Source organism: Daejeonella sp., assembly GCF_044232565.1.
GTDB lineage: Bacteria > Bacteroidota > Bacteroidia > Sphingobacteriales > Sphingobacteriaceae > Daejeonella.
This window is the reverse complement of record NZ_JBIILQ010000254.1, coordinates 1-3,922: the sequence shown is the minus strand read 5'-3', so window position 1 is coordinate 3,922 and position 3,922 is coordinate 1. Positions and strand designations below refer to the sequence as shown.

At 33.5% G+C, this 3,922-nt stretch carries 4 protein-coding genes; 1 reads left to right on the top strand and 3 read right to left on the bottom strand.

Features of this window, described 5'->3' with window-relative positions:
* Window positions 1-137: 137 nt before the first annotated feature.
* Window positions 138-383 (bottom strand): hypothetical protein, encoded by a 246-nt coding sequence (locus ACILQF_RS11510; RefSeq protein ID WP_395627549.1) that lies wholly within the window; start codon window positions 381-383, stop codon window positions 138-140.
* A 91-nt stretch (window positions 384-474) separates the two neighbouring features.
* Here ACILQF_RS11510 and ACILQF_RS11505 point away from each other — a divergent pair, with 91 nt between their 5' ends.
* Complete coding sequence (locus ACILQF_RS11505; protein ID WP_395627548.1) at window positions 475-1,410, top strand: LysR family transcriptional regulator; 936 nt, start codon at window positions 475-477, stop codon at window positions 1,408-1,410.
* 927 nt (window positions 1,411-2,337) lie between these two features.
* Here the strand turns inward: ACILQF_RS11505 and ACILQF_RS11500 are convergent.
* Both ACILQF_RS11500 and ACILQF_RS11495 read right to left on the bottom strand, forming a co-directional pair.
* Window positions 2,338-3,027, bottom strand: a complete 690-nt coding sequence (locus ACILQF_RS11500; RefSeq protein ID WP_395627547.1) for a hypothetical protein — start codon at window positions 3,025-3,027, stop codon at window positions 2,338-2,340.
* Window positions 3,024-3,922: T9SS type A sorting domain-containing protein (locus tag ACILQF_RS11495; protein ID WP_395627546.1), on the bottom strand; the 899-nt coding region annotated here is incomplete at its 5' end. The genes ACILQF_RS11500 and ACILQF_RS11495, both read right to left, overlap by 4 nt.

Here is a 3,922-nt window from a genome sequence, read left to right as displayed (position 1 = left end):
AAATAGATTTGACCAACTTCCTTTCTCTCTATATTTATGAGTTGGACTAATTTTTTTAAGGCTGCGGTAAAAGAATACCTTATTGCTTTATTCATATTTTATATTAATTGTGATGAATTATTGATCTCTTAACAATTTCAACTGATATCAAGTTTGGAGCTTAGATAAATATTCCCATTTTTCCGCTCAATAAACTCGCAAGCCTCAAACAATATTTTTTGAAGTCGGTGAATAGAGGCTAAATACGCTGCGATTTTATCCGTATCCTTTTCTAATTCCATTTTCCTCTGGTATATCCTAATCTCCACGTGGATATAAGCAGTTAATACTTCTAAGGCATCACTACTAGAAAATTGGCCATCAACTAAACATATTTTCTTCATTTCAAATAATCTTAATTTGATTATGCAAAATTGATAAGTCCAATTCATATATTTTCATTTATATTTATAATGTTATCTATAAATAATTTTTATGCATTATACCTTACATCAGCTACAGATATTCTTAAAGATCACGCAGACAAAAAGCATAACAAAAGCTGCGGAGGAATTACATCTCACACAGCCAGCAGTCTCAATACAGTTGAAAAACCTACAGGATCAATTTGACATTCCACTTACGGAAGTAATTGGCCGGCAGTTGTACATCACCGACTTTGGCGCGGAGCTTGCACTAGCCGTCGAAAAAATATTGACTGAGGTATATGCAATCAATTATAAAACCTTGGCTTATAAGGGGCAGCTTAGTGGGCGACTAAAACTATCTGTCGTATCTACGGGGAAATATGTGATTCCATATTTCTTATCGGATTTTTTGAAGCAGCATCAAGGTATTGAGCTCTCTTTGGATGTAACCAATAAAGAGAAGGTAGTTGAAAGTCTCGAAAATAACGAAGTTGACTTTGCCCTGGTATCTGTATTGCCCGAAAAACTGCAAATTGAGAAGATTGAGCTCATGCAAAATAAGCTATACCTTATAGGCGGTGCAAATAACATGGCGGAGAATGTTGAACGTTCAGAGCAAATATTTGAGAAGTTACCAATTATTTATCGTGAAAAAGGCTCTGGGACAAGGCATACCTTTGAAAAATACATTTCGTCGCACAATCTTAAGATTAGAAAAAAAATGGAACTCACCTCAAATGAGGCGGTAAAACAAGCTGTTATTGCTGGATTAGGCTATTCTGTAATGCCCATAATAGGAATAAAAAATGAGTTAATAAATGGCGAACTATCCATTATTCCCATCAAAGGTTTTCCCTTAAGTTCGGTTTGGAACATTATTTGGTTAAAAAATAAGGGCTTTTCACCTGTTGCAGCAGCATTTTTAGAGAATTTAAAAAAGGAGAAAGAAAGAATTATTAAAGAGAAATTTACTTGGGTTTCCAAATATATGGCAGAACATTAGTCTGGCGCTATAATTCATTTTTAACAGGAAACATCGAAAATAATTTATTTTTATTGCTGCCTTTTTAAGTAAATCATTAAATATATCACCAGAAACATTGGTAGAAATACTATTCTTCGGATAAGTAAGACCCGTAGCAAAATCTTTAATCCATGAGACACCTTTTGGAATAACCTCTGCCACTTTTTTACGCAATTTCTCCAAATCAAAAGTATTTGGTCCTGCTGGAGACTATGCGGACTGATAAAAATGATTTTCAGCAGATTCTATAATACCAATGCTTAAATAACTATCCTTAGTTAGCAAAATAACAGCATAAATGATTCCACCATTACCCCCCCCCACCAATATATAGGATTTGGGAATGTTAAACTATAAGGAGCGTGTTAAAGAACTTAAAATTTTCTTTTAATCAACCTATAATTTAAGCATTTCAAATCAATTAATTACCCTATTGTATAAATAAGAATTTTGGTAGCTAGCTATAAAAAGAGAGTTTTTCTGTGCCAAAAAAGAAAACCCAGTGGTTATAAACCACTGGGCTGTTAAAGGTTAATTAACATATTTTCCTCTTTCATGATCATTATCGACTTCCAGTTGTTAAAATATCGCTTAATATTTTAATAAAAACCAATGGCCAAGAATCCAATATTATTTATAAGTTTTATGCTATTTCTTTTTTGAGACATTAGGAACCACAAAAAATTGAAATTTTTACACTACCAAGTATTTAGCATTTACCACAATAAATAATTTTTTTAATGACATGAATAATCAAGTCTAAAGAATATTTATCCAAGGCCATAAATATTTTGCGTTATTCGTGTGAAATAACATAATGTAACAGGTTTTTCGGGGATTAAACGCAGATTTTTATATTTGAGAATTCAATAAGAATTTAAAAAAATAGTTGCAACTCAAATATTACTAGTTTATAGTAAACAAATAAACGCCAGAATCTGATGTGTTACCATTGGCATCTCTTGTGATTACTTTCCAATAATAAGTTGTAGCGGAACTTACCGTAACATTGGCCAAACTAGTTTGAATAATTTTACTCTGTAAAATGCCAGGGTTATTGCTTGTGCCGAGATATACATCATAATTCACAATATCGTTATCCGAATCTAGTCCTCTCCATTGTAGGGCAATCTTTCCATTAGTAGCTGTTAGCTTTTGTCCCAGTGTCGGACCAATAATCTCTGCTGGGAAGGGTGGATAACTCGTTGCACCATTACCTGAATTGTAAAATTTCCAAGTCGCACTAGCTGCTGTACTCACATTTTTACTTGATTTTGAACTTATAAACCAAGAGTATGGGGTGTTTCGCTTCAATGTTAATTCCAAATTATTGACACTCGTTATATGGGTAGATATTACATTCGTTAGTAAGTTTTTAACAGTTAATTCATAGGTTTCTGCATTTGCGGCAAAGGCCCATTTGAAATCAATAGTGCTTTCTGAATCAGAAATGACTTTACCTGTAAAACAAACCTCATCTTTAAGTGGCGCTAGTAAAATGGCGGCCTCTGGCGCTGGTGGTTCAGATTCCTTTTTTCCGCAGCTAACTAAAGCTAAGATTAAGAAAGTTGCATACCCAATTTTTAATAAATTCATTTCTTTAAAACTTTATAAACCTCTTTACCAATTGCGATAGTATAATAGCCACTATCTAATTTGCTCAAATCAAGAGATACCAATCCATTTTCAACGGTATGAGAAGCTCTATAAACTGAAAATCCAGCACCATCATAAATAGTAATTAGCATCGTTGGATTTTCTTGCTGATTGATTTTCAAATTAAGGATATCTGTAAAAGGATTCGGATAAACTAAAACCTTTTCATTCACAAAAATCTCTTCTTGAAATACTCCTTGACATTCTTTATCTGTTACAACGCTAACTTTATTCCAGCCATTTTTCAAGGCTAAATCGTATGTGCTTCCAGAACTTGTAACTGTTTCGCCATTCAAGCTGATGCGATAGCTAGAGCCTCCTGAAAGTGCCAGTTTTAGGATATTCTTTGCTGGATTTAATTGTGAGTAGACAGATAAATCTTTGGGTTCAGTGATTACAATGTCGAAACATTGTTTATAATCTGGTTGACCATCAATTGTAAAACATAATGAATATTTATCCGCAGGTAAATTTTCCAGGTTAAGAAATCCTGTAAAATCATTGGTGCTTATGACGGTTTGACCCTTCATTAATGTTGCTTTGTACTTATAGGGTTGTGAGGCTGTAATTGAAATTTTACCATCGTTGTTTTTACTACAACTTTCACCAAAAATAGATATTTTATAATTCGTTGGAGACATTGAAAACAAACTCGTAAGAACAATCTCCTTTGAAAAGGCAAAACATCCACTAGCATTTAAAAATCTGAATTTATAAGAACCAGATTGAGAGCCTAAAAGAGCATTACCAACAGCCCCCGGAATTAACACATCATCTTTATACCACTGATAGGTGCCATCGCTAGTAACCGTAGAAGAAAGCTTTACAGTGCTTC